Origin of the sequence: uncultured Rhodoblastus sp. (assembly GCF_903903185.1) — a bacterium.
GTDB lineage: Bacteria > Pseudomonadota > Alphaproteobacteria > Rhizobiales > Beijerinckiaceae > Rhodoblastus.
In genome coordinates this window covers 1-24,418 of the sequence record NZ_CAIUXT010000113.1, presented here as the reverse complement: position 1 = coordinate 24,418, position 24,418 = coordinate 1, and the positions used below count along the sequence as shown (strand labels likewise).

Here is a 24,418-nt window from a genome sequence, read left to right as displayed (position 1 = left end):
GCGGCGTTCGAGGCGAGATCGTCGGTCGGGACATTTTCCCAGACGATCTTGCCGCGCGGCGTCTCGACCACGTCGGCGACGAAGGGATCGAAGAACCAAGCCTGTTCCGGCTCGCGCGCCTTGTCCTTGAATTCGCGCCCCAGCGCCCGGATTTTCTTGCGCAGCTCGATGCCGAGCCGGATGGTGTCGTCCCACAAAACCTCGCCGGACTTGCCCTTCATCATCTGCGCGCCGACGTCGAGCGAGGCGAACAAGGGGTAAAATGGCGAGGTCGAGGCGTGAACGAGAAAGGTCTCGTTGAAGCGGCGATGCTCGATGCGCCGCGCCTGTCCCTTGATGTGGCGGTCCTTGACGTGAATCTGCGAAGCCTGGGAAAAACTCGCCAATTGCTTGTGGGTCGATTGGGTCGCCATGATTCCCGGCGACTCCGGGCCGAGATCGGAGAGTCCCATGGCGAAATGACGGGCGAACAAGGGATGGAATTTCATGAAGCCCGCCCAGGCCTCGTCGAACAGAATATAATCGCAGAGGCGCCCGATCTTGGCGAGAATGGTCTCGGCGTTGTAGATCGTGCCGTCATAGGAACATTGCTCGATCACCGCGACGCGAAAGGGACGCTGGCGCTTCCACGCTTCCGCATCCGTGACCAGCGGGGAGAGGCGGATTTTTTCGCGGATCCGCTCCTCGTCGAGCGCCTCGTAATCGATGGGGCCGATCATGCCCTGCGGGTTGCGGTCGGTTTCGAGATAGATCGGCACGCCGCCGCCCAAAATCAGCGCGCCGTGATGGGCGGCCTTGTGGTTGTTGCGGTCGAACAGAACCAGATCGCCGGTCGCCACCAGCGCCGAAAGCACGATCTTGTTGGAGGCGGAGGTGCCGTTGAGCACGAAATAGGTGCGCTCGGCGCCGAAAATTTTCGCCGCCTCCTTCTGCGCGTGCAGGGCCGGGCCTTCGTGGACCAGAAGATCGCCAAGCTCCAGCACCGAATTGTCGAGATCGTCGCGGAAAATCGCCTCGCCGAGATGCTCGACGAAAATCCGGCCGATCGGACTGCGGTTGTAGAACACGCCGCCATTATGGCCGGGGCAGGTCCAGAGCTGGTTGCCTTCTTCCGCATAATCGACCAGCGCCCCGAAAAACGGAGTCTTGAGGGTTTCGGCATATTGCTTGAGCCGGCTGACGAGATTCTTGGCGATGAATTCCGGGGTTTCCTCGGCGAGAAACACATAGCCGTCGACATTGTCGAGCACGTCGATGGGCAGGTCCTCGAACCGCTTGCGCCGCACCAGAAGGATGATCGGCATCTCCAGCCCGCGCTTGCGGACATAGGAGATCAGGCCGGCGGTCTTGCCGTCCATGCCCTTCTTGCCCCAGTCGAACACCATGCAGCCGATGGCGGCGTCGGTCTTGATCGCCAGTTCGGCGTCCTCGACGCGGCGGGCCTTGACGACATCGAAACCGTATTTTCCCACCGCCGCGACGATCTGGTCGAGTCGCGCGCCCTCCAGCTCGTCGGGGTCGAAAGCCGGGGCATAGACCAGGAAGGTGAAGCGGCGAAAATAGTCCATGGGGGTCCCCGAAACAGGCGCGACGCGGAATCAAATCTGGCTTTGACGCCCGCCCATGACCTTTTGATGAAAATTGACGCCAAGGGAAGCCCATTACAGGCGAATCGCCCGCTCCGGCTCGACAATGCCGCACAGAAAATCGCGCAGCGCCAGCAAATTGCCCAACAGCCGCCCGCGCCGGTCGATATGGGCCTCGGGCGCGGGGGCGCGCCACAGGTTGGCGGCAAGGTTGCGCAGGACCAGCGGCGCGGTGAAGCGCCAGCCGAGCGAGCCTTTCCGCGTCAGATAAAGCGCATTGGCGATCTGGCTGTAGCCCAGCCGCCGGCCTCGCTCGCGGCCATTCTTCGCGCCGAGGTGGACGCCCCAGAGTTGGCTGGCGCGGCCCATTCGCCCACGCAAGCGCAGCCTTGCGCCGAAATCGGCGTCTTCCAGCCAGGCGTAAAGCGGCAATCTTTCGTCGAAGCGCATTCCGGCGATTGCGGTGGCGCGAAAAGCCATATTGCAGCCATAGGGGCCGTATGTTTCGTCGAAAGCCGCGCTTCCCGCCGGCTCATGGTCGCGCGCCGCCACCAGCGCCGTCGCCTCGGCGAGGTCGAGGCCCGCCGTTCCCGCGCCATCGGCGAGCACCATGCCGGTCAACCCGGCGATGGAGGGGTCGGCGGAAAACAGCGCCCGCATATGTTCGAGCCAGAAGCGGGAGGGCAGGAAATCGTCGTCGAAAAACACCAAGAGGCGAAAGGCGTCTTCCGCGAGACGCAGCCCGTCGTTGCGTTGCAGGGCCGTGCCCGTGCGCCCGACCAGCGCCGTCAGATCGGCGCGATCTTTCGGCAAGGCGGCGATATCGTCCTCGCCCGCGCCGACGATGAAGACATGATCGGCCTTTCGCGTCTGGCCGTCGAGCCGGCGCGCCATTTCCGCAACAAGGGCCGGGCGTCCCCTGGTGGCGAAGATCACGGCGATCTCGGCCTTGGCGGCGGCGGCTTGGCTCATGTCGGTTCGCCTTTGCACAAGGGCGTGGGAACCGAACTGTCGCGCCGCCGCCAAAGGCGGATTTTGGCGAAAGCCGGCCGCGCGATTCCGCCCGGATCGAAGACGAATAGCAAGGCGGCGTAAACCGTCGCGCCGGCCAGCGTCCCGACAGCCAGCGCCGGGAGCCGGGGCTCGAACTCGCGCAGCGGCCACATGACGGCCATTGCGGCGGCGCCGGCGAACAGGATGGCGACGACATCGCGCGGGCGCGGCCAACAGGCCCGCCAGCGCAGGGTCAGGGCCAGCATCGGCAAAAATCCCGCCGTCAGGGCGATCGAATGGATCGCCGCAAAGCCGGCAAGGCCGAGCGGCTGGGGGCTGAGCCACAACAGCCCGAAATCGGCCAAGGCGGCGGCGAAAGCGGCAAGCAATATTAGTCCCGTGCGGCCCTCAAGCTGGGCGATGGGGTTGAGGCAGAATTGCCCGAGGCAGAACAAGGTCGCGCCCGGCGCCAGAATGAGACTCAGCGGCGCGAATTCGGCGCGGAATTTTTCCGGAACGACAAGGGCGGCGAAGGCGGGCAGGTTGGCCATATAGAGCGAACACAACAGCGTCAGCGCGGCCAGGATGACCAGACTATTGCGCGCGACCTGCGCCTGCGCGGCCTGCGCGCCTTCCGTCGCCTTTTTATGTACGGCGAGCTGGAACAGCAAAATGTCGAGGGCGGCGCCGGCGACGAGAAGGAACCTGATCGTCAGGTCGGTGGCGAGCGAAAGGCGGCCCGAGGCGGCGAAGTCGAGATGGGCCGCCGCCGCGCCGCGATTGACCAGCAAGATGGCCTGATAGCACATATTGGCGGCGACGATCGGCGCGCCATAGCGCAGACAGGCGGCGACCTGCTCGCGACTGGCCTGCGCCAGCCGGGCGTGGGGGTCGTGAGCGTGGCGGCGCAGCAAAAGCGTCGCCAAAAGCGCGCTGGCGCCGGCCGTCGCCAGCACTCCCGCGGGATCGTGAAACGCCAGGCCGATGGCGACCATGCCGAGGAAGGCGAGCGCGTTCTTGACGATGACCAGCGCGCCATAGGCGCCGGTGCGAAACCGCGCCCGCAACAGCGCGGCGGCAAATTCGAACAGGCCATTGCCGATGGCGGCGAAGGCCGCCGCCGCGACCAGCGCGCCGCTCATGCCGATATCGATGCGCAGCGCCACAACCAGCCCCGCGGCGCCAGCGAGCACGAGCGCGCCGGCGACATACCCGGCGTCGAGCGAAGCGCGCAGGCCGGGCCGGTCAAAACGCGCATTTTCCGAATAATAGCGGGTGGCGGAAAGCCGAAGCCAGTCGAAGATCACCGTCGTGCCGAGCGTTGCGGCGATCAGCGCAAGGGCGAAACGCCCGAAGGCGTCCGGCCCGAGAATGGCGGCGACCGCCAGACCCAGCGCGAAATTCAGCCCGGCGTTGAGGGCGAAAGTGACGATCATCAGCATTATTTTTCAAGATTCCGGCGCTTCACCGGCAATTTAGCGCGCCGTTTCTAGAAAATGTTTAATGTCTTCGCTCAATGTGAAGCGACCTGTTCGGGCTGTTTTCAAAAAGTTACAGGGTTTTCGGCCAGGAACAGCGCGTTGAACCCGCTTTGTCCTGTCCGGGGATCGAGGGCCGATGATCGCGCCGCATGTTCCGCAAAGCCGCCGCCGCCTGCTCGCCAGCGTCGCCAAAGCCGCCGCGCTTCTGCTCTTTTACCGTGAACTTGCCCGCGCCGGGCCGGATGCGACCGCCGCCGCCACGGTCGCTTTGAGCGAGGGCATTGGCGCGGCGGCGCTGGCGGGTCGGCCCTTTCGCCTGCCGCCGGGCGTCACCACGACCTACCAATTGCTGCTGCCCGAGGGCGCCCATCTGATCGCGGCGCGCGGCGGCTCGACCCTTCGGCTCGGCTATCGCGGCCCGCTCGTCGCCAATCGCGGGCCGCTGTCGTCGCTGACGTTCGAGGGCGTGACCTTTGACGGCGCCCATCTCCCCATCGACAGCGCCTTCGGTCTTTTGACCCTGACCGACGTCGCCAACGTGACGATCGAGGACTGCATTTTGCGCGACACCACGACGGCCCTGATGCAGAAGCGTTGCGGCGGAACCGTCCGCGCCTCGACATTCGAGGATTTGAGCGGGACGGCCATTTTCGACGACCATTGCGCCGGCGTGACCATCGACGGCAACCGCATCCGGCGCTGCGGCGACAATGGCATCCACCATTGGAGCACGGGTTCGCCGCGCCATGACGGCTCGCGCATCCGCCATAATGTCATAACCGACATCGACTGCCGGTCGGGTCTGCTCGGGCTTTACGGCAATGGAATCCGCATTGCCGAATGCGGTCCGGTCGCCATCGAGGATAATGTCGTCGAGCGATGCGCCTATACCGCCGTGCGCAACACCGGCGGCCGCGAAATTCTCGTCAAGCGCAACCGCTGCCGGGGTTTTGGCGAAAAGGCGATGTATGCGGAATTTGGTTTTCGCGACGCGACCTTCATCGACAATGTCATCGAGGATTGCGGCGCCGGCATTTCGGCGACTAATTATGTCGGCCCGGGAAATGGCGCCGGGGCGCTGATCGCCGGAAATGTCGTGACCGGCATCCGCCCCTCCCATCCCGACCCCGAATTCGGCCCGCGCATGAACTGGCTTTGCGGCGTCGAGGGCGAAGGCGACGTGCGGATTCTTGGCAACACGGTCGCGGGCTCGCCGTGGTTTGGCGTTCTCGCCGGTTTTTTCGACGCCAGGAACAACGTCTCCGTCGAGGCGAACCGGCTCATCGACAATGAATACGCCATCGGCTTCGCCGTTCAGGAATCGCCCGAACGCCCGTCAGGTCCTTGCTCCATCGTGGAAAATGAAATGCGCGGCTCGAAAAAGGCCAACATCGTCGCCATGTTCCAGACCGACGTGGTCAGCGGCGATCTCGCTTTGCCGGGCGCGAAAAACATTTACAACAGGGTTGAAATTCGCGGGAATCGCATCGCATGAATCCTGTTCCGGCGGCTGTTCGAGGGATTCCCTTGTTGGAGCGCGCCGGATCATTGTGTGGACAGCCTGTTTCGACCCGGAAAGCCGTCGGCTTTCTGGATCGGAACGGGTTTTGGGGCCGGAGAGTTGTCGGGAATGAGCAATCGCAGGAAAGTCGCCGTGCAGATGGACCCGATAGAACGCATCGCGATTGCCGGCGATTCGACCTTCGCCCTGTTGTTGGAGGCGCAGAAGCGCGGCTTCGAACTGTATTATTACACCCCCGACCGGCTTTCGCTGCGCGGCGTCGATGTGGTCACGACCGCGCAGAAGCTGCAAGTGCGCGACGTCGAGGGCGACCATTACGATCTCGGCGCCGCCCGCGAAGTCGCGCTGCGCGACATGGATGTGGTGCTGTTGCGTCAGGACCCGCCGTTCGATCTCGCCTATATCACCTCGACCCATCTGTTGGAGAAGATCGGCAGCGAGACCCTGGTGGTCAACGATCCCGCCAGCGTGCGCAACGCCCCGGAAAAACTGTTCGTGATGGATTATCCCGAGCTGATGCCGCCGACGCTGATCACCCGCGACAAGGCGGCGATCGACGCCTTTCGCGCCGAGCATGGCGAAGTGGTGATGAAACCGCTGCATGGCCACGGCGGCGCGGCGGTGTTCCGGCTCTTGGCGCAGGACGCCAATTACGGCTCGCTCTATGATCTGTTCGCCGCCTCGTTCCGCGAGCAATGGGTGGTGCAGAAATTCCTGCCCGCCATCAGCCGCGGCGACAAGCGAATCATTCTCGTCGATGGCGAACCGCGCGGCGCCGTCAACCGCATCCCGGCGGCCAATGACATCCGCTCCAACATGGTGCGCGGCGGCGCCGCCGAGGCGACCGCGCTTTCGGCCCGGGAGCTCGAAATCTGCGCGATCATCGGGCCGGAACTCAAGAAACGCGGACTGATTTTCGTCGGCATCGACGTCATCGACGGCTTTCTGACCGAGATCAACGTCACTTCCCCTACCGGCATCCGCGCCATCCTGCGCACCGGCGGCCCCGATGTCGCCGCCGCGATCTGGGACGCCATCGAGCTCAGGCAAGCGGCCCTGGAGGCGACGGGATGACCCTGCAAGCCAATCTCGCGCCGCGCGAACACGCGCCCGCGCCGGCGCCGAAATGGACCGGGCCGCGCCTCGAATTGCCGATGAAGGCGCTGATCGACCGCGCCGCCGTCGATGCCGAAATCGCCGGCCTTGCCGAGCGCCATGGCGCGGGGACGACGGAATTCCGCAAGGCGGCGGTGGAGGTTTTCGCCGCCGCGCTGGCGCGCGGCGCGGAGACGGCGCGGCGCGCCCTGGAGGACAGGGGCGGGGGTCTCGCCTGCGGCGCCCACATCGCCTTTGTCGAGGACGAGCTGTTGCGCTCGATTCATTCCTGCGTCACCCGATATATCCATCCCCGGTCGGCGTCGGGACATTTGTGCGTCGTCGCGGTGGGTGGCTATGGCCGGGGCGCGCTCGCGCCGGGCTCCGACATCGATCTGTTGTTCCTGCTGCGCAGCCAGGATCGCGCCGGCGACGAGGCGGTCGTCGAGTCCATGCTCTACCTGCTCTGGGATCTGAGGCAGAAGATCGGCCACTCCACGCGCACGGTGGAGGAATGCCTGCAACAGGCCAGGGCCGACATGACGGTGCGCACCACGCTGCTCGAATGCCGGCTGGTGCTGGGCGACCGCACGCTGCTCGACACCCTGCTGTCCCGGTTCGACAGCGAGATCGTGCGCCATTCCGCGCCCGAATTCGTGGCCGCCAAACTGGCCGAGCGCGACCAGCGCATCCAGCGCGCCGGCGCCTCGCGCTACCTCGTCGAGCCCAACGTCAAGGAGGGCAAGGGCGGCTTGCGCGATCTCAATACCTTGTTCTGGATCGCCAAATATACCTATCGCGTGCGCGACGCGGAGGAACTCGTTGGCGTCGGCCTGTTCAGCGAACAGGAATTGCGGCGGTTTCGCCGTTGCGAGACCTTTTTGTGGAAGGTTCGCTGCACCCTGCATTTCGCCACCGGCCGCCCCGAAGAGCGGCTGAGTTTCGACTTGCAGCGCCAGATCGCCCGCAAGCTCGGCTATTCCGAGCGCGACGGCCTGTCGCCGGTCGAACGCTTCATGAAACATTATTTCGTCATCGCCAAACATGTCGGCGACCTGACCAATATCGTCTGCGCCGCGCTGGAAGAGCGCCAGGCCAAGCCGCGCGCGGTGTTCGACCGTTTCGTCAGCCGCTTCCGCCGCCGCCCCAAGCCCAGGGACCTTGGGCCTTTCGCGCTTGAGACCGACCGCGTCACCGTGGCCTCGTCCGATATTTTCGCAAAGGATCCGATCAACCTGATCCGGCTGTTTTCGGTGGCGGCGCGCAACGAGTTGCCGATCCACCCCGACGCCCTGCGCCTCGTCACCCAGTCGCTCAAGCGCATCGACGCGAAACTGCGCGCCGATCCGCTGGCCAACCGGCTGTTTCTCGAAATTCTCACCACGCCGCAATCGAGCGAGCGGGCGCTGCGGCTGATGAACGAGGCGGGCGTGCTCGGCCGCTTCATCCCCGATTTCGGCCGCATCGTCGCGATGATGCAGTTCAACATGTACCATCACTACACGGTGGACGAGCATCTGTTGCGCGCCATGGGCGAACTTGCGGGGGTGGAATTGCGCCTGAGCGATTCCGACCTGCCGCTGAGCAGCGAAATCCTGCCGACCATCACCAATCGCCGCGCCCTCTATGTCGGCTTGATGCTGCATGACATCGCCAAGGGCCGCAAGGAGGATCATTCGCTGGCCGGCGCGCAGGTGGCGCGCAAGCTCTGCCCGCGGCTGGGGCTCGACGAGGCGGAGACCGAAATCGCCGTCTGGCTGGTCGAAAACCATCTGATCATGTCGAATGTCGCCCAGAGCCGCGACCTCGCCGACCCGCGCACCATCGAGAGTTTCGCGAAAATCGTCCAGAGCCTGGAGCGGCTCAAGATGCTGACCATCCTGACGGTCTGCGACATTCGCGCCGTCGGCCCCGGCGTGTGGAACGGCTGGAAGGGCGAATTGCTGCGCACGCTCTACTGGGAGACCGAAGTGGTGCTGGCCGGCGGCCATTCCTCGGTGGACCGCAAGCGCCGCGTCGAACAGACCCAGCAGGAATTGCGGGTCAAGCTGCCGGCCTGGTCGGATCACGAATTCGCCGAATACGCCGCCCGCCATTATCCGGCCTATTGGCTCAAGGTCGATCTGCCCCACAAGATCCAGCATGCGCTGCTGTTGCACGCCAGCGCGGTGGAAATGCATTCTCTTGCGACCGAAGTGGTCACCGACGCCTTTCGCGGCGTTACCGAAATCACCGTGGCCGCGCCCGACCATCCGCGTCTGCTGACGATCATCGCCGGCGCCTGCGCCGCTTCGGGGGCCAATATCGTGGACGCCCAGATTTTCACCACCACCGACGGTCTGGCGCTCGACACGATCTGCATTTCCCGCGCCTTCGAGCGCGACGAGGACGAGCGGCGGCGCGGCCAGCGCATCGCCCGCGTGACCGAACAGGCCTTGCGCGGCGAAATCCGGCTCAGCGAACTCGTCGCCAACAAGGCCAGCGCCGTCAATTCGCGCGCCGATGCTTTTTCGGTGCCCCCCGACGTGGTGATCGACAACAGCCTGTCGCATATGTACAGCGTCATCGAGGTTTCCGGACTCGACCGGCCCGGCCTGTTGTTCGACCTGACTTTGGCCTTGTCGAAGCTCAACCTCAATATCGGCTCGGCCCATATCGTCACCTTCGGCGAAAAGGCGGTGGACGTGTTCTATGTCACCGATCTGACCGGCGCGAAGGTGATCAGTCCGGCGCGACAGGGGGCGGTGCGGCGGAATCTGCTCGAAGTGTTCCGCGCCAAGCGAAAAGCTTGATTTTTCCGCGCTTCGTGCCGATATGACGGCGTAAATTGCAACAGCGGATGGTTGAACGATGGAAGACGGCAAAGACCTGCGCAACGAGACGCTTTCGCAAACCGACGCCGATTTGGCGGCGGTCGAGGAGGAGGCCGGCCAGAGCCGAGGCGACGCCGAACGCGACGCGGCGGCGGTGCAGGCGCTGATCGCCGAGAACGCCTCACTCAAGGACAAGGTGCTGCGCACGTTGGCGGAAATGGAAAACCTGCGCCGCCGCACCGACAAGGAAGTCGCCGACGCCAAGACCTATGGCGTGACCTCGTTTGCCCGCGACATGCTGACTTTCGCCGATAATCTGAAGCGCGCGCTCGACAATGTGCCGGCGCAGGCGCGCGAAAGCGCCGATGTCGCGCTCAAGAGCTTCGTCGAGGGCATTGAACTGACCGAACGCGACTTCCTCTCCCGCCTCGCCCGCCATGGCGTGCGCAAGCTGGAGCCCAAGGGCCAGAAATTCGATCCGAATTTCCATGAGGCGTTGTTCGAGGCCCAGGACGAAAGCCTCGTCCCCGGCACGGTGGCGCAGGTGGTGGAAGACGGTTTCGCCATCGGCGACCGGGTCCTGCGCCCGGCGAAAGTCGGCGTCGCCAGGGGCGGCGTCAAACCGGACTGATGCGCGCGACGTAGCGATGCTGACCCTGAAGCCGGGTCTTCGGCTCTATAAGTCGGCCCTCGACCGGTCGGCGCAGGAGGCGCTGGTCGTCGGCTTGCGCGAAGTCCTGCGCGAGGCGCCGCTGTTCCGGCCGGTGATGCCACGCACCGGCAAGGCCTTTTCGGTGCGCATGAGCAATTGCGGGCCGCTGGGCTGGGTGTCGGACCGGTCCTCCTATCGCTACCAGACGACCCATCCCGAAACCGGACGGAACTGGCCGCCGATGCCGGACAGCATTTTGCGGCTATGGCGCGATTTCGCCGGGCATGACGCCGCGCCCGACGCCTGCCTGATCAATTTCTACGATGCGCAGGCGCGCATGGGGCCGCACCAGGACCGCGACGAACAAGATTTCGCGGCGCCGATCCTGTCGCTTTCGCTTGGCGATTCCTGCCGCTTCCGCCACGGCGGTGAAAAGCGTGGGGACCCAAGCGAAGCCATCCGGCTGGATTCGGGCGATATTCTGGTGTTCGGCGGTCCGGCGCGAAAAATGTTCCACGGCGTGGACCGGATTTTTTCCGGAACCTCGACGCTGCTGTCGCCGCCGGGACGGATCAACCTGACGCTGCGCCGCGCGCGGTGAAAGCGTTTCGGACTGCAACCGGTGTCAACGACTTCGCGACGGCGCTTCGGCGCCGGGGCCAAGCGCAGCCGACTCGAACGGGACATTGCCGACAGGAATGTTGCCGTATGGTCGTGGCGTCAGCGCAGGGGCCAGCACCGGGGCCAGTTCCGGCAGGGCGCGGCGTGGCCGCCTGACGCCGACCAGCCGATAAAGCTGCTTGGTGGCCTCGACCACGATGACGCCGGCGCCGGGCAGCGATAATCTGCCGCTGATATTTTCGACCATGGGCGCGAGGCGCAGCAGCATGGCGCGTTCGAGCGGCGGCGTATAAAGCGCCTCGCTCCAGAAGATCGGCGAAAACAGCGTTTCGCCCATCAGGTCGAGCAATTGCCGGCGCGAATAGGGGTGGCCATGGCCAAAGGGCGTGGTGTCGAGCCGCGCCCAGAGCCCGGACCGGTTGGGCGCGATCACGATCAGCCGCCCGCCGGGCGCGAGCACCCGCCAGATTTCCTCCAGCAATTCGCGCGGATGTTTGGCCGTCTCCAGACCATGGGCGAGCAGAAACCGGTCGATGCAGGCGTCGGGCAGCGGCAGCATGGAATCGTCGATCAGCGCCGAGGCGGAGGGGCCATGGACCGGCCAGTTCACCACGCCCTGTTCGGCGGGCATCATCGCCAAAAGCCGCAAGGGCTGGCCCTCGAACAGTTCGAGATAGGGCGTGGCGTAGCCCAATCCGACGATGGAAAGGCCGGAAACGGAACTCCAGCGCCGCGTCAGCAGCGCGCCGACAAGCCGGCGCGAGGTCTCGCCGAGCGCCGAGGCATAGAAGGAGCGCAAATAGGTGACATCGAGCGACATGCGGCAGAATCGCCACAAATCGCGACAAAGGGCAAGGGCCGCCGCGCCGCGATAGCGAAAAACCGGTTTCCCGAGGCCGCCTTCATGCTCTAGACTTCTCCCGGGCGCGGGGCGTCCTGCGGGATCTGTCGATGGCCATCGAGTTTCACGAATTCCTGTGTTTGACCGACAATTTCGGCCTGCTGGCGCATGACGCCGACAGCGGCGCCACCGCGGCGCTCGACGCGCCGCAGGCCAGGCCCGTTCTCGCCGCTCTGGCGGAAAAAGGCTGGACGCTGACCGACATCTGGTTGACCCATCATCATCCCGACCACATCGGCGCGGTTCCCGAACTCAAGGCGCATTTTCCCGGCGCGCGGGTCGTCGGCGCGAAAAAGGACGCCGACCGCCTGCCGCCGCTCGATCTCTCGGTCGCCGAGGGCGATCTCGTGCGGCTCGGGCGCGGCGACGCCATCGTGTTCGAGACGCCCGGCCACACGCTCGGCCATATCGCCTATTATTTCGAGGCCGAAAATGTCGTCGCGGTCGGCGACACCTTGTTCTCGCTCGGCTGCGGGCGGGTTTTCGAAGGCACGATGGCGATGATGCACAACAGCCTGATGCGGCTCGCCGGCCTGCCCGGCGAAACCCTGGTCTATTGCGGGCATGAATATACGCAGGCCAACGCCCGCTTCGCCCTGACCGTCGATGGGAACAATGCGCTGCTCGCCGAGCGCGCCGCCGAAGTGGACGCCTTGCGCGCCAAAGGCGCCTTCACCCTGCCGACCACGATCGCGCTCGAAAACGAGACCAATCCCTTTCTGCGCGCCGCCAATCCGGATCTGCAGAAGTTTCTGGGGATGGAGCTGGCCGATCCGGTCGAGGTGTTCACCCTGCTGCGCCAACGCAAGAACCAATTCTAGCCGGCGGTGGAACAATGCCTGCCTCCATCCCCTCCGGCTTCGAGACGCGCCGCTCTCCGGCATTAAAATATGAATAAAATCAATTGGTTAGCCCTCATCTTGAGGAGCGCCGCCAGGCGCGTCTCGAAGGTCGGGGGCGGTCCAGGAATCTTTCTCCAGCCTGCCGGCGCCCGCGCCGAAACGCGGAATTAACGCGGCGCGCCCATCGTCGCAACACTGAACCGATCCCCGGGGCCGATCTCGTGCAACTTCGCTATTTCGCTTCCCGTTCGCCCGGCCGAATCGGCGCCGCGCCGGCGCGCGCCGCGCCGGACCCTGACGGCGAAAGCCCGCAAAAGGGCGAAAACCAGCCGAGCGCCCCGCCGCCGCCCTCTATCGCCGCGCCGGACGCGCGCGACGCGCCCGATCCGCGCGCGATACTCGATTCCATCGGCGAGACGGTTTATGACTGGGATCTGCCGAGCGACCGCATCCGCTGGGGGCCGAATGCCGCCGCCCTGTTCGGTCTCGCCACGATCGACGCCATCGCCTCGGGCCGGCTTTATGCCGACTGCCTGTCGCACGACAGCGAAAGCTCGCGCCATGAGGCGATCGCGCGCGCGGCTTCGCCCGGCGACGGCGACGGCGGCGCTTTCCGCATCCGCTATGGGTTCGTGCCGCCCGACCGCCCGCGCGAGGCGACGATCTGGATCGAGGACGCCGGCCGCTGGTTCAAAGGCCCCGATGGCCGCCCGGCGCGCGCCCATGGTCTGGTCCGGATCGTCGCCGACCCTTGCGGCCAGGAGCGCCCGCTTGCGCCGCATGCGCGGCTCGATCCGCTCACCGGCGCGCTGAATCGCGCCAGCCTGTTCGAACAGACGGCGCATTTCTTCGCCCGGTCGGCCAAGCGCAAGGAGAATTTCGCGGCGCTGCTGGCGGCGGTGGACAATCTGTTCGCGTTGAACCGGACCCATGGCTATGACGTCGCCGACGAGGCCATCGCCGGTCTGGCGCGACGGCTGCGTGGAAATTGCCGCGAGCGCGATCTGGTCGCGCGCTATGCCGGAGGCAAATTCGCTCTGGTGCTCGAAAATTGCGACAAGGCGGAAACCCTCGCCGCCGCGAACCGCCTGATCGAGGCCATCGCCGCAACGCCCTTCGACACCTCCGCCGGTCCGGCGTCGCTGTCGCTGCGCATCGGCGGCGTCGTCGCCCCGCGCAACGGCCGCGCCGCCCATCTTTTGTTTCAGTACGCGGAGGAGGCGCTCGATCTGGCGCGCCAGCCCAATGCGCCGCGCGTCGTCCTCTATGAACCCTCGGCGGCGCGCGAGGAAGGGCGGATGCGCCTGCGCAAGATTTCCGACGAAATTCTGGCCGCGCTCGATGAAGACCGCATCGTCATCGCGCTTCAGCCGCTGGTCGACGCCGCCTCGGGCCTGCCAGCCTCTTACGAGGCTTTGGTGCGGCTTCGCCGTCCCGACGGCATGCTGGTTCCCCCCGCCGCGATTCTGCCGACGGCGGAAAAATCCGGCCTGATCCAGCGCATCGACGCGCGCGTGCTCGATCTCGCGATGCAAAAGCTCGACCGGGCGCCGCGCTTGCAGCTGGCGGTGAACCTGTCCGGCCCAAGCTTGCGCGATCCCGATTTCATGGCGCGGCTGTGCGAAAAACTGACAGCGCGTCCCGAAATCGCCCGCCGCCTGACCCTCGAATTCAGCGAAACCTGCGCGATGGACGATGTCGAAGCCGCGACTCGGGTCATCGCCATGCTCAAACATTGCGGCGCCCGGGTCGCCATGGACGATTTCGGCGCCGGCCATACGTCGTTCCGCAATCTGCGCCGCTTCGACTTCGATCTGGTCAAGATCGACGGAGCCTTCGTGCAGAATCTGGGTACTTCGATCGACGACCGCTTTTTCGTTCGCACCCTGGTCGATCTGGCCCGCCATCTCGGCCTGCCGGTGGTCGCGGAATGGGTCGAGGACGCGGAAACGGCGGAAATCCTGCGCCAATGGGGCGTGGAATATCTGCAGGGCGATTTTTTCGGCGCGGCGGCGGTGCGCGACGAGGACGCGCCCTGACTTACGCCAAGCCTCCGCCAAGCCTCCGTGATTGCGACGCGTCGCGAGGTTGGAATTCCCTCCGGGTGATTCCGGGTGAAAGCGCTTCGGGTAAAATTTTATCGCGATTGACTTGTGATTGAAGATAAAAAATGCCAAAAACAAGCAAAATGCGAAGGTAAATACTTCGTGACAGACCAGCAATTATCGATAGACTTGATTTTACACGGCACTCCGGTCCGCCAGGACAGAAAGCGCGGACTTATCGCCGGGAGGCGCAAGTGATCAAGAGATTGAAATTGATCGACGAGGACGTGATCGCCGCGCTCCTGTTCATGGTCTGCCGCCACGCGCTCCTGCTTTTCGTGGCCATTGCCGGCCTGGGCGGATTTGCTGTATGGGCCGAGGCCATTAGCGAGAAAAGCCTTTTCATCGCGGTAAAGGCAGCTTTCTTTATCCTGGTCGTCAGCTGGACGATCAGCCTCGTCATCCTCCTGGCAAGGCGGCTGGCGTGGGCCGAATGCGCCGGGGCGAAGTCGTGTCTCGCCATCAAGCGAGCCCAGGAAGGCATCCCCGAATCAGGTCTGTGCCTGTGTCGCAAACACGGAATGTACTGGGGCGACGGCGCCATCTCGGACTGCGCGCACCGGGCCGGTGAAAACTGCGTCTTTCCGAGCAATGCGTGAAGCGCCCGGAACAGGCGCCGTTGAGCCGAAAAAACTGACCGGACAGACGACGCCGAGGGGCGGCCTTAATCCGTGACGTTGCTGCCGTCTTCCCGGATCACTTCGCCGGGGCCGGGATAGTCCATCGTCGGCTCGGGCGTGCAGGACGTGACCTTTTCATCCTGCCAGGGCGACAACGCGCCCGGATGGGCCTGGAGGTCGAATCCGGTTTTCGCGGCGACGAGGTCGCGCGCTTGCGAAGGCGATGGGGCGTTGGTCCACAGCGGGTTCTTTTCCGCTGAATAGCGCCAGGAGGGATGACCGGGGTCGATCGGGTCGAGACGATAGACGGGCATGCGTCAACTCCCTGGACGAAACCTTGGCCGTCGCCGCCGGCCGAACGCCGCGCGCGGGAAGCCTCGAAAACCATGGCCATTTCGTCGCGCCGCTTCAGTCCTTGTTGACCAGACTGTCGATGCGCTTTTGCATTTCGGCGAGCTGGGCGCGCATTTCGGCCAGTTCCTGGTTCTGCGGCGAGGACTTGGACGCCTCCGACGGCAGGCCGGAGAAAGGCGAGAACATGTCCAGCGCTTCGCGGAACATCGCCATGTTCTTGCGCGCCTGTTCCTCCATCGACTGGAACATCTGCCGGGTCGGATTGGCCAGCGGATTGGAGCTGACCGCCGCCTCGAACTGCTCGCGGAATTTCTGGCTGTCGGTGGTCAGGCGCTCGATGGAAAATTCGAGGTAGCTTGGCACCACCTTCTGCATGCTGTCGCCATAAAACCGGATCAGTTGCCGCAGGAAGCGGATCGGCAGAAGATTCTCGCCGGTTTTCCCCTCCTGTTCGAAAATGATCTGCGCCAGCACCGAACGCGTGATCTCATCGCCGCTCTTGGCGTCGTAGACAACGAAATCCTCGCCGATCTTGACCATTTCGGCGAGATCTTCCAGCGTCACATAGGCGCTCGCGCCTGTATTATAGAGCCGCCGGTTCGCATATTTCTTGATTGTGACGGGTTGTTTGTTGTTGCTCATCGCCAGTCCCATGCCCGGACAGGGCGCCATCGCCGCTCCCGGCGCTGGCGTCGCAGCCGACCTCCCTGTGGCAGACCGCGCGCAAGACGGCCTGCTTCGGTTTGCGTCCTTTGGTTTCGCGTCCTTCGGCGCCAACGACTCCGCCCCCGCTCGCGCCAAGGCATAGCCGCATGTTCTCAATACTTCATATCAGGCAAAGGCTCTACAACCAAAAGCGAATAAATTGAATTCGCCGGACGCCTTGACCGCGCGGGCGCCGAAATGGTCAAAATGGCGCCCAAGTCGCCATCAGGATTGCGCGAGACGCAAAGAGCAGCGGCTGTCCGGAGGATTTTTTTATGTCGACCGATGTCGTGATCGTTTCCGCTGCGCGTACCGCCGTAGGCTCTTTCAGCGGAGTCTTCGCCAACGTGTTGCCCTATGAACTTGGCTCCGCCGCCATCAAGGCCGCGCTGGAGCGCGCCAAGGTCGACGCCGGGGATGTGGACGAGGTCATCCTCGGCCAGGTTCTCTCCGCCAACCAGGGCCAGAACCCGGCCCGCCAGGCGGCCATCAAGGCCGGCATTCCCAAGGAAAAGACCGCCTGGGGCCTCAACCAGCTCTGCGGCTCGGGCCTGCGCTCCGTCGCGCTCGGCTTGCAGCAGATCGTCAATGGCGACGCCGACATCATCGTCGCCGGCGGCATCGAGAACATGACGCTTGCCCCGCACGTCGCCTATCTGCGCAACGGCATCAAGATGGGCGAGCTGAAAGTGCTCGACACCATGCTGCGCGACGGCTTGTTCGACGCCTTCCAAGGGTATCACATGGGCACGACGGCGGAAAACATCGCCACCAAGTTCCAGATCACCCGCGAAGAGCAGGACCAGTTCGCCACCGCTTCGCAGAACAAGGCCGAGGCCGCGAAGAAGGGCGGCAAGTTCAAGGACGAGATCGTCCCCTACACGATCGCCACCAAGAAGGGCGATATCGTCATCGACACCGACGAATTCATCCGCGACGGCGTGACCTACGACCAACTGGCCAAGCTGCGTCCCGCCTTCAGCAAGGACGGGACCGTCACCGCCGGCAATGCGTCGGGCATCAACGACGGCGCCGCCGCGCTGGTGGTGATGTCGGCCGCCAACGCCGCCAAGCGCGGCCTGAAGCCGCTGGCGCGCATCGTCTCCTGGGCGACCGCCGGAGTCGATCCGGCGATCATGGGCACCGGCCCGATCCCGGCCTCGCGCAAGGCGCTGGAAAAGGCCGGCTGGAACATCCAGGACCTCGACCTGATCGAGGCCAACGAGGCTTTCGCCGCCCAGGCCATTTCGGTCAACCGCGAGCTTGGCTGGGATACGTCCAAGGTCAATGTCAATGGCGGCGCCATCGCCATCGGCCACCCGATCGGAGCTTCCGGCGCGCGCATCCTCGTCTCGCTGCTGCACGAAATGCAGAGGCGCGACGCCAAGAAGGGCCTCGCCACCTTGTGCATCGGCGGCGGCATGGGCATCGCCCTGACCGTCGAGCGCTAATTTTCAGCCTTTTGCGCGTCGGCTTGTCCATTTCGCCGGCGCGCAAATCCAACCCAACGCCGCCCGTAAAGAGCGCGGCTCAACAATTTAGGGGAAATTATGTCACGAGTTGCTCTCGTCACCGGCGGCACGCGCGGTATCGGCGCCGCCATATCCAAGGCCCTCAAGGCGGCGGGATACAAGGTCGCCGCCAATTATGCCGGCAATGACGAAGCCGCCCAGGCGTTCAACGCCGAAACCGGCATCGCCGTCTTCAAGTGGGACGTCTCCGACTATGACGAGTCGGCGGCCGGCGTCGCCAAGGTGGAGGCCGAACTCGGCCCGGTCGAAGTGCTGGTCAACAATGCCGGCATCACCCGGGACGCGTTTTTCCACAAATTGACCAAGGACCAATGGTACTCGGTCATCAACACCAACCTGAACTCGCTGTTCAACGTGACCCATGCGGTCTGGGAAGGCATGCGCGCCCGCAAGTTCGGCCGCGTCATCTCGATCTCCTCGCTCAATGGGCAGAAGGGGCAGGGCGGCCAGGTCAATTATTCGGCGGCGAAGGCGGGCGATTTCGGCTTCGTCAAGGCTTTGGCGCTCGAAGGCGCGCGCGTCGGCATTACCGTCAACGCCATTGCTCCGGGCTATATCGCCACCGAAATGGTCAAGAAGATCGACCAGGCGGTGCTCGACAAGGCGATTTTGCCGCACATCCCGGTCGGTCGCCTCGGCGAACCGGAAGAAATCGCGCGCGCGGTGGTGTTTTTGGTCGCTGACGAGGCCGGCTTCATCACCGGTTCGACGATTTCGGCCAATGGCGGCCAATACATGATTTGAGGTTTTTCGCCTCAAGCAACCGCTACGGGACCGCATTTTGCGCCCCGGTCCGGCTTGGTCGGACCGGGGCGTCGGCGTTTGGATTGGCGCGCGCGCGGAAATTATCGCGGCGCCGGCAGATTTTCATGGCATTTCAATGCGTTTAAGCTAGACTGTAGTCCATTGCCGGGGAGCCGCGTCGGCGGCTTCCAAATCCTTCTTGAAAGCAGATGTCGCGATGCCTTCGGGACGTGAATTGCTTTGCACGTCGTCGCGGTCGGGGAAACCCGACCGTTTTTTTATGGCGGGCTGCACATGAGTCTTCGAGTCTGGGCGATCCGGGCGGGCGGCGACAGCGAGGCCGATCCGCTTTTCATCGAAAATGAACAGATCGCCGTCGGCTTTCTCGACGCGGACCGCGACGTCGGCGCCCTGCCGCCGCAGCGCGCGGCCTTCAAGGAGGCGTTTTCCGGCCCCGGCGCCGAGACCAGCCCCGCTGCGGTCCCGATCCAGGCGGGGCAATTGTTCCGTTTTGTCCATGATATGAAAACCGGCGACCGCGTCATCTATCCGCGTAAGATCGACCGCACCCTGCTGTGGGGCGAAATCACCACGCCCTATCTCTACGACCGCGCCCATAATCCCGACTTTCCGCACCGGCGCGGCGTGCGCTGGCTCAACAGCCTGAGCCGCGACGCCTTTTCGCAAGGCGCGTTGTATGAACTCGGCTCGACCCTGACTTTGTTCGAGGTCAGCAGTTTCGCGCCGGAATTCATCCGCCGCTTCGAGCCGCCTGCAGGCTCGATGAGCGACAAAGGCGCGGCGCTCGGCGACGACGACACGGAAGCGCGCGTCGCCCGCGACATTGCCGAGACCACCCGGGATTTCATCTCCAAGAAGCTCAAGTCCGACTTCAAGGGGTTTCCGCTGGAGCCGTTCGTCGCCGACCTGTTCCGCGCCATGGGCTATAACGCCCACGCCACCCGCGCCATGCGCGATGACGGCGTCGATGTCACCGCCCATCGCGACGAACTCGGCATCGAGCCGCCGATCCTGAAAATTCAGGTCAAGGCCCATGAGGCCAATATCGGCGCCGATCTGGTCAAGGCGTTTTACGCCGTGATCCACGACCGCGACGTCGGCATTTTCATCACCACCGGCGGCTATACCGCCGCGGCGAAAAATTTCGCCGCCTCGAAAGGAAATCTGAGACTGCTGGACGGCGTCGAATTCGTCGCCCTGATCGAGAAATATTACGACGGCCTCGACCTGAAATTCCGCAAGCAGATCCCGCTGCGCCGCATTCTGGCGCCCGACGTGTCGCAGGACGGGTGACCGCTCCTAAAAGCTAACCAAACCCCTCATGGTGAGGAGCGCCGGCAGGCGCGTCTCGAACCATGTGCAGCAAAAGAGACGTTGGGCGCAGCCTCGCGGCCGCGCTCAAACATCGCGCCCAGCGACCCCCTCGTGGTTCGAGACGCGCCGTTTCACGGCGCTCATCACCATGAGGGGCATTGCTGGCGCGGCGGGAATTGCAGCAAAGAAAAAGGCCGGGCAAAACCCGGCCTTGGAGGAATTCGCCGGAAAACCGAAAGCTCAGTCGTCCTTGGCCTTGATCGTCAGCACTTGCCTGCCGTTATACATGCCGGTCTTGAGATCGACGTGGTGCGGGCGGCGCAATTCGCCGGAATCCTTGTCCTCGACATAGGTCGGGGCGACGAGGGCGTCGGCGGAACGACGGAAGCCGCGCTTCATCGGCGACGTTTTTCTTTTGGGAACAGCCATTTCATCAACTCCGGGCCAGCCGCTGCGCCGACCCGGACGGGTCGCCTTGGCGCGCGGGGAAATTCAAGAGCGCGTCCTTTACAGGCAAAAGCGGGAAAAGACCAGAGCCGGCGCCGAAAAAATGAGGCTGCCCCGCCCTTCGCGCTTTACGCAAAAATATCCAGCGGCACCGCGCCTTCGACATGGCGCGGCCTTCGCCACGGCGCGACAAACACCGCGTCGCCGCGAAAATTCCTGCCCGCCGCCCAGTCATTGGCCGCCAGCCAGTACCGCGCGGCGCGCGAAATCCGCGTCGCCTTGGCGGAATCGATGGCGAGATGCGCCTGGTCGAGGCTTGGCCGCGCCTTGACCTCGACGAAAACGATCAGGTCGCCGCGCCGGGCGACCAGATCGATCTCTCCGCCCGGCGCGACGACATTGCGCGCGACGATATGATAGAATTTGAGCCGGAGCCAAAACGAAGCGAGACTTTCGGCCTGAAGGCCGAAGGCGCGGGCTTTTTGGCGTCGGCGGCTCATCCCGGTTTGCCGGCGTCGGCCAGTTCGATCGCCCGCGCATACACCTTCCGGCGCGGCTGGCCGGTTTCGGCGGCGACGACGCTGGCGGCGTCCTTGAGCGAAAATTTTTCGAGCGCCGCTCGGATTTTGCCGTCGAGCGCCTCGCCGTCGAGCGCTGGCGCATCCTCGCCCGGCGGCGCCACCAGCAGCACGATTTCGCCCTTGGGCGGCCCCTCGCGCGCGTAATCTTCGGCGAGCGCGTCGAGCGCGCCGCGCCGCACCGATTCGAAATGCTTGGTCAGTTCGCGCGCCACCGCGGCCTGGCGCGGCCCCAGCACGGCGGCGAGATCGCTCAGCGTCTCGGCGATCCGCCGCGCCGATTCGAACAGCACCAGCGTGCCGGGAATGGCGGCGAGTTCGGCGATGCGGGCGCGCCGCGCGCCGCTTTTGGGCGGCAGAAAACCCTCGAAGAAGAAGCGGTCGGTCGGCAGGCCCGCCACCACCAGCGCCGCCAGCACGGCGGAAGGGCCGGGCGCCGAAGTCACCGGAATTTTCGCCGCCAGCGCCTCGGCCACCAGTTTATAGCCGGGGTCGGAGACGAGCGGCGTGCCGGCGTCGGAAATCAGCGCCAGCTTGTCGCCCTGTTGCAGCCGCGCGATCAGCACCGGCCGCATCGCGGCGGCGTTGTGCTCGTGATAGGCGACGAGCGGCGTCGCAATGCCATAATGGGCGAGCAGGTTGCGGCTGACCCGGGTGTCCTCGGCGATGACCGCGTCGGCGGCCGCCAGCACGCCCAAAGCGCGCAAGGTGATGTCGCGCAGATTGCCGATCGGCGTCGCCACCACATGCAGGCCGGGCGCGATGGCCTCTGCCTCGGCGCGCAGGCCGAAAGCCACGAAGGAGGGCGGCGGGACTGGAGAGTTTTGCTGGAAATTTGCCGGATGCGGCTCGGATTGCGCCATGACGCGCCTCTCGTTCGTTAAATAGTAAAATCGTTCTTTATATAGAACGCCCGGTCGAACTCGGCAACATCGCGCCTAAAAGGCTGCGCCGCTTCATATTGCCAGAAGCGCCGCCGATGCCGTAAGACATGGTGTCGCGGGTCTGTCAAGCCGCGCCGACCGATTGTTGCGACTGCGGCCAAGCGAAAGCGCGGAGAAAAAATTGCGCCTCGATTTTCACCTTCTCCCCGGTTTCCCCGCCTTTGCCCGTCGCCTGTTGCGCGCGGGCGTTGTCGGCGCCAGCTTTGCTGCGCTTGCGGCCTGCTCGACGCAGGGTTTCGGGCCGCCCACCCGTGACGAAAATCTGTCCGCGACGCCGGCCCCCGCGCCGGGTCCGCAGGCCGCCGAGACCATCGGCTCCGGTCCGGTCAAGGTTGCGCTGATCCTGCCGCTGACGCAAGGGGCGGGGCCGAGCGCCGTCGGCGTCTCGCTGCGCAACGCCGCCGAACTGGCGCTCGGCGAATCCGGCTCCGCCGACATTACATTGCTGGTCAAGGACGACCATTCGACGCCGGAAGGCGCCAAAGCCGCCGCCCAGGCGGCGCTCGCGGAGGGCGCCGAACTGGTGCTGGGGCCATTGTTTGCCGGCGACGTGCGCGCGGCGGCGGAAGTGGCGCGCGCCTCGGGCAAGCCGGTCATCGCCTATTCGACCGATCTCTCGGCCGGGGCGCGCGGGGTCTATCTCCTGTCTTTCCTGGTGGAGAATTACGTCGATCGCATTATCGAATTCGCTTCGTCCAAGGGCAAGAAATCGGTCGCCGTGCTGGCGCCGGAAAACGACTACGCCAATGTCGCGGTCGGCGCCTTGCAGCAGGCGGCGGCCAGACGCGACATGCGGGTGGCGCTGATCGAGCGCTTCAAGCCCGGCGGCGAAGCCGCCGCCGCCGCCCATGTCGCGGCGCTCGGCGGCCAGATCGACAGCCTGTTTATTCCCGAACAGGCGGCGGCGATGCCGGAAGTCGCCCGGGCGCTTGCCGCCAATGGGCTCGATTCGAAAAAAGTTCAAATTCTCGGCACCGGGCTGTGGAACGATTCGCGGGTCCTGAGCCTGCCGGCCTTGCAAGGCGCCTGGTTCGCGGCGCCGGAAAATTCCGGCTTCCTCGCCTTTTCGCAGCGTTATCGCGCGAAATTTGCCTCCGACCCGACCCGCGTCGCGACGCTCGCCTATGATTCGGTGTCGCTGGCGGCGGCGCTGGCGCGCACGCAAGGGTCGCGCCGCTATGCCGAGGAGGTGCTGACCAGCCCGACCGGCTTCACCGGCGCCGACGGCGTGTTCCGTTTCAAGCCCGATGGCGGCAACGAGCGCGGCCTTTCGGTGCTGCAAATCAATAATGGCTCGACCATCGTCGTCAGCCCGGCGCCCCGCTCGCTCTCCGGGGCTTGACGCAACCCGACAAATGGCGGTCCCGCCGTGGAAAAGCGGCTTTTAATCCCGTCGTTTCGCCTGATTTAACGCTATGATGGCGGCTCCGAATCAATCGGGGCCGAAGGGGTTTCCCCGCCCTGCTGCCGGACGGCTCGCCCGTCCCAAGGATAGACGCATTGACCGCCATGAAGGATACCGTCCTGCCGCCGCAAAATGAAGAATATGGCGCCGATTCGATCCAGGTTTTGCGTGGCCTCGACGCGGTGCGCAAGCGCCCGGGCATGTATATCGGCGACACCGACGACGGCTCCGGCCTGCACCACATGATCTACGAGGTGGTGGACAACGCCATCGACGAGTCCCTCGCCGGCCATGCCGATCTGGTCACGGTGACGCTTAACGCCGATGGCTCGGTCACCGTCACCGACAATGGACGCGGCATCCCCACCGGCCTGCACGCTGAGGAAGGGGTTTCGGCGGCCGAAGTCATCATGACCCAGCTCCATGCCGGCGGCAAATTCAACCAGAATTCCTACAAGGTTTCCGGCGGCCTGCACGGCGTCGGCGTCTCCGTGGTCAACGCCCTGTCCTCGAAGCTCGACCTGCTCATCTGGCGCGACGGGCTGGAGCACGAGGTTCATTTCAGCCATGGCGACGTTGTCGCGCCGCTCAAGGTGGTCGGCCCGGCGCCGCTCACCGATGGCAAGCCGAAACGCGGCACCTCCGTGACCTTCCTGCCCAGCACCGAAACCTTCACCCACGTTGATTTCGACTATGGCACGATCGAGCACCGCCTGCGCGAACTGGCGTTTCTCAATTCGGGCGTCCATATCCTGCTGACCGACGCGCGCCATGCCGAAGTCAAGGTCGAGGATCTGCATTACGAGGGCGGGCTGGAAGTTTTCGTGCGCTATCTCGACCGCGCCAAGACCCCGCTGCTGGCCAAGCCCGTTATGGTGCTCGGAGAACGCGACGGCATCACCGTCGAAGTGGCGCTGTGGTGGAACGATTCCTACCACGAGAACGTGCTGGTCTTCACCAACAACATCCCGCAGCGCGACGGCGGAACCCATCTTGCGGGTTTCCGCAGCGCGCTGACCCGGCAGGTCAACGGCTATGCCGAAAGCTCGGGCATAGCCAAGAAGGAAAAGGTCGACCTGACCGGCGACGATTGCCGCGAGGGCCTGACCGCCGTGGTCTCGGTCAAGGTGCCGGACCCGAAAT

At 64.8% G+C, this 24,418-nt stretch carries 22 protein-coding genes; 13 read left to right on the top strand and 9 right to left on the bottom strand.

The features are described from left to right. The 3 genes from QZY01_RS10430 to QZY01_RS10420 all read right to left on the bottom strand — a co-directional run. On the bottom strand, positions 1-1,568 hold a 1,568-nt coding region (locus tag QZY01_RS10430), incomplete at its 3' end, for an Orn/Lys/Arg decarboxylase N-terminal domain-containing protein (RefSeq protein WP_294536734.1). Between the two features lie 93 nt (positions 1,569-1,661). Further along, positions 1,662-2,558 carry a glycosyltransferase family 2 protein gene (locus tag QZY01_RS10425; protein ID WP_294536731.1) on the bottom strand — a complete coding sequence of 299 codons (897 nt, stop codon included), beginning with the start codon at positions 2,556-2,558 and terminating at the stop codon, positions 1,662-1,664. After that, complete coding sequence (locus tag QZY01_RS10420) at positions 2,555-4,021, bottom strand: polysaccharide biosynthesis C-terminal domain-containing protein (RefSeq protein ID WP_294536728.1); 1,467 nt, start codon at positions 4,019-4,021, stop codon at positions 2,555-2,557. The genes QZY01_RS10425 and QZY01_RS10420 overlap by 4 nt, the downstream gene beginning before the upstream one ends. Positions 4,022-4,196: 175 nt before the next feature. Here QZY01_RS10420 and QZY01_RS10415 point away from each other — a divergent pair, with 175 nt between their 5' ends. From QZY01_RS10415 to QZY01_RS10395, 5 genes are all read left to right on the top strand, one after another. After that, entirely contained in the window at positions 4,197-5,555 is a 1,359-nt protein-coding gene (locus tag QZY01_RS10415; RefSeq protein WP_294536725.1) for a TIGR03808 family TAT-translocated repetitive protein, read from the top strand. Between the two features lie 135 nt (positions 5,556-5,690). Next, a complete protein-coding gene (gshB, locus tag QZY01_RS10410; protein WP_294536722.1) occupies positions 5,691-6,656 on the top strand; it encodes a glutathione synthase in 966 nt (321 codons plus the stop codon). After that, entirely contained in the window at positions 6,653-9,469 is a 2,817-nt protein-coding gene (locus QZY01_RS10405) for a [protein-PII] uridylyltransferase (protein ID WP_294536719.1), read from the top strand. The genes gshB and QZY01_RS10405 overlap by 4 nt, the downstream gene beginning before the upstream one ends. 58 nt (positions 9,470-9,527) lie before the next feature. Continuing rightward, positions 9,528-10,121, top strand: coding sequence for a nucleotide exchange factor GrpE (grpE, locus tag QZY01_RS10400; protein ID WP_294536716.1), 594 nt, complete (start codon positions 9,528-9,530; stop codon positions 10,119-10,121). Positions 10,122-10,137: 16 nt separating this feature from the next. Further along, positions 10,138-10,743, top strand: coding sequence for an alpha-ketoglutarate-dependent dioxygenase AlkB (locus QZY01_RS10395; protein WP_294536713.1), 606 nt, complete (start codon positions 10,138-10,140; stop codon positions 10,741-10,743). A gap of 24 nt (positions 10,744-10,767) precedes the next feature. Here the strand turns inward: QZY01_RS10395 and QZY01_RS10390 are convergent, their stop codons facing one another. Beyond that, the gene (locus tag QZY01_RS10390; protein ID WP_294536710.1) at positions 10,768-11,583 is read right to left on the bottom strand and encodes a class I SAM-dependent methyltransferase; all 816 of its coding nucleotides are present in this window, start codon (positions 11,581-11,583) and stop codon (positions 10,768-10,770) included. A gap of 131 nt (positions 11,584-11,714) precedes the next feature. On the opposite strand from QZY01_RS10390, the gene gloB reads away from it, so the two are divergent. The 3 genes from gloB (at position 11,715) to QZY01_RS10375 (ending at position 15,210) form a co-directional block, all read left to right on the top strand. Continuing rightward, the gene (gene gloB / locus QZY01_RS10385) at positions 11,715-12,485 is read left to right on the top strand and encodes a hydroxyacylglutathione hydrolase (protein WP_294536707.1); all 771 of its coding nucleotides are present in this window, start codon (positions 11,715-11,717) and stop codon (positions 12,483-12,485) included. Positions 12,486-12,727: 242 nt separating this feature from the next. Further along, positions 12,728-14,545, top strand: a complete 1,818-nt coding sequence (locus QZY01_RS10380; protein ID WP_294536703.1) for a bifunctional diguanylate cyclase/phosphodiesterase — start codon at positions 12,728-12,730, stop codon at positions 14,543-14,545. Between the two features lie 260 nt (positions 14,546-14,805). Continuing rightward, entirely contained in the window at positions 14,806-15,210 is a 405-nt protein-coding gene (locus QZY01_RS10375) for a hypothetical protein (protein WP_294536699.1), read from the top strand. Positions 15,211-15,275: 65 nt separating this feature from the next. Here the strand turns inward: QZY01_RS10375 and QZY01_RS10370 are convergent, their stop codons facing one another. After that, on the bottom strand, positions 15,276-15,545 hold the full coding sequence (locus tag QZY01_RS10370) for a hypothetical protein (protein ID WP_294536694.1): 270 nt from the start codon (positions 15,543-15,545) through the stop codon (positions 15,276-15,278). A 94-nt stretch (positions 15,546-15,639) separates the two neighbouring features. Further along, positions 15,640-16,227: a polyhydroxyalkanoate synthesis repressor PhaR gene (phaR, locus tag QZY01_RS10365; RefSeq protein WP_294536740.1), complete on the bottom strand. Its 588-nt coding sequence runs from the start codon at positions 16,225-16,227 to the stop codon at positions 15,640-15,642. 338 nt (positions 16,228-16,565) lie between these two features. Between phaR and QZY01_RS10360 the strand changes: the two genes are divergently transcribed. From QZY01_RS10360 to QZY01_RS10350, 3 genes are all read left to right on the top strand, one after another. Then, positions 16,566-17,741, top strand: a complete 1,176-nt coding sequence (locus QZY01_RS10360) for an acetyl-CoA C-acetyltransferase (RefSeq protein WP_294536691.1) — start codon at positions 16,566-16,568, stop codon at positions 17,739-17,741. A gap of 99 nt (positions 17,742-17,840) precedes the next feature. Beyond that, complete coding sequence (gene phbB, locus QZY01_RS10355) at positions 17,841-18,566, top strand: acetoacetyl-CoA reductase (protein ID WP_294536688.1); 726 nt, start codon at positions 17,841-17,843, stop codon at positions 18,564-18,566. Positions 18,567-18,860: 294 nt separating this feature from the next. Next, positions 18,861-19,880: a restriction endonuclease gene (locus QZY01_RS10350; RefSeq protein ID WP_294536685.1), complete on the top strand. Its 1,020-nt coding sequence runs from the start codon at positions 18,861-18,863 to the stop codon at positions 19,878-19,880. Between the two features lie 261 nt (positions 19,881-20,141). Here the strand turns inward: QZY01_RS10350 and rpmF are convergent, their stop codons facing one another. The 3 genes from rpmF to rsmI all read right to left on the bottom strand — a co-directional run bounded on the left by rpmF (position 20,142) and on the right by rsmI (position 21,789). Further along, a complete protein-coding gene (gene rpmF / locus QZY01_RS10345) occupies positions 20,142-20,330 on the bottom strand; it encodes a 50S ribosomal protein L32 (protein ID WP_294536682.1) in 189 nt (62 codons plus the stop codon). Between the two features lie 146 nt (positions 20,331-20,476). Beyond that, entirely contained in the window at positions 20,477-20,848 is a 372-nt protein-coding gene (locus tag QZY01_RS10340; protein ID WP_294536679.1) for a YraN family protein, read from the bottom strand. After that, positions 20,845-21,789: a 16S rRNA (cytidine(1402)-2'-O)-methyltransferase gene (gene rsmI / locus QZY01_RS10335; RefSeq protein WP_294536676.1), complete on the bottom strand. Its 945-nt coding sequence runs from the start codon at positions 21,787-21,789 to the stop codon at positions 20,845-20,847. Before rsmI ends, QZY01_RS10340 begins: the two co-directional genes overlap by 4 nt. Before the next feature lie 202 nt (positions 21,790-21,991). Here rsmI and QZY01_RS10330 point away from each other — a divergent pair, with 202 nt between their 5' ends. Together QZY01_RS10330 and QZY01_RS10325 are read left to right on the top strand one after the other, a co-directional pair. Continuing rightward, entirely contained in the window at positions 21,992-23,212 is a 1,221-nt protein-coding gene (locus tag QZY01_RS10330; RefSeq protein WP_294536674.1) for a penicillin-binding protein activator, read from the top strand. A gap of 167 nt (positions 23,213-23,379) precedes the next feature. Then, a partial coding sequence (locus QZY01_RS10325; RefSeq protein ID WP_294536739.1) for an ATP-binding protein occupies positions 23,380-24,418 on the top strand: 1,039 nt, incomplete at its 3' end.

Excerpts from the sequence above, each read along its gene's own strand:
- QZY01_RS10425 (WP_294536731.1), bottom strand. The coding sequence starts at position 2,558 with ATGAGCCAAGCCGCCGCCGCCAAGGCCGAGATCGCCGTGATCTTCGCC.
- QZY01_RS10420 (WP_294536728.1), bottom strand. The coding sequence starts at position 4,021 with ATGCTGATGATCGTCACTTTCGCCCTCAACGCCGGGCTGAATTTCGCG.
- QZY01_RS10415 (WP_294536725.1), top strand. The coding sequence starts at position 4,197 with ATGATCGCGCCGCATGTTCCGCAAAGCCGCCGCCGCCTGCTCGCCAGC.
- gshB (WP_294536722.1), top strand. The coding sequence starts at position 5,691 with ATGAGCAATCGCAGGAAAGTCGCCGTGCAGATGGACCCGATAGAACGC.
- QZY01_RS10405 (WP_294536719.1), top strand. The coding sequence starts at position 6,653 with ATGACCCTGCAAGCCAATCTCGCGCCGCGCGAACACGCGCCCGCGCCG.
- grpE (WP_294536716.1), top strand. The coding sequence starts at position 9,528 with ATGGAAGACGGCAAAGACCTGCGCAACGAGACGCTTTCGCAAACCGAC.
- QZY01_RS10395 (WP_294536713.1), top strand. The coding sequence starts at position 10,138 with ATGCTGACCCTGAAGCCGGGTCTTCGGCTCTATAAGTCGGCCCTCGAC.
- QZY01_RS10390 (WP_294536710.1), bottom strand. The coding sequence starts at position 11,583 with ATGTCGCTCGATGTCACCTATTTGCGCTCCTTCTATGCCTCGGCGCTC.
- gloB (WP_294536707.1), top strand. The coding sequence starts at position 11,715 with ATGGCCATCGAGTTTCACGAATTCCTGTGTTTGACCGACAATTTCGGC.
- QZY01_RS10370 (WP_294536694.1), bottom strand. The coding sequence starts at position 15,545 with ATGCCCGTCTATCGTCTCGACCCGATCGACCCCGGTCATCCCTCCTGG.
- phaR (WP_294536740.1), bottom strand. The coding sequence starts at position 16,227 with ATGAGCAACAACAAACAACCCGTCACAATCAAGAAATATGCGAACCGG.
- QZY01_RS10360 (WP_294536691.1), top strand. The coding sequence starts at position 16,566 with ATGTCGACCGATGTCGTGATCGTTTCCGCTGCGCGTACCGCCGTAGGC.
- phbB (WP_294536688.1), top strand. The coding sequence starts at position 17,841 with ATGTCACGAGTTGCTCTCGTCACCGGCGGCACGCGCGGTATCGGCGCC.
- QZY01_RS10350 (WP_294536685.1), top strand. The coding sequence starts at position 18,861 with ATGAGTCTTCGAGTCTGGGCGATCCGGGCGGGCGGCGACAGCGAGGCC.
- rpmF (WP_294536682.1), bottom strand. The coding sequence starts at position 20,330 with ATGGCTGTTCCCAAAAGAAAAACGTCGCCGATGAAGCGCGGCTTCCGT.
- QZY01_RS10340 (WP_294536679.1), bottom strand. The coding sequence starts at position 20,848 with ATGAGCCGCCGACGCCAAAAAGCCCGCGCCTTCGGCCTTCAGGCCGAA.
- rsmI (WP_294536676.1), bottom strand. The coding sequence starts at position 21,789 with ATGGCGCAATCCGAGCCGCATCCGGCAAATTTCCAGCAAAACTCTCCA.